Origin of the sequence: Virgibacillus sp. 7505 (assembly GCF_002272135.1) — a bacterium.
Lineage (GTDB): Bacteria > Bacillota > Bacilli > Bacillales > Amphibacillaceae > Terribacillus.
This window is the reverse complement of record NZ_NPBF01000472.1, coordinates 1-211: the sequence shown is the minus strand read 5'-3', so window position 1 is coordinate 211 and position 211 is coordinate 1. Positions and strand designations below refer to the sequence as shown.

Genomic DNA, 211 nt, shown 5'->3' with positions numbered 1-211 from the left:
ATGGGTCAACCCCTTGGCACGGTCGTACCTGGCGTAGCTTCTGCATTAGCGACAACGAAGCTAAATGTCACGTTTACAGGAAAATCGGCCCATGCAGGAGGCAACCCAGAAGAAGGCAGGAATGCATTGTTAGCCGCAGCACAGGCTACCGTTCAACTTCACAGCATCCCTCCACACTCACAAGGTGCAACACGTTTAAATGTTGGCACGT

General features: G+C 52.1%; 1 protein-coding gene. It reads left to right on the top strand.

Features of this window, described 5'->3' with window-relative positions; genetic code table 11:
• Window positions 1–211, top strand: a 211-nt coding sequence (locus tag CHH91_RS19845; RefSeq protein ID WP_176465911.1) for a peptidase dimerization domain-containing protein, incomplete at both ends; no start/stop codon positions are given.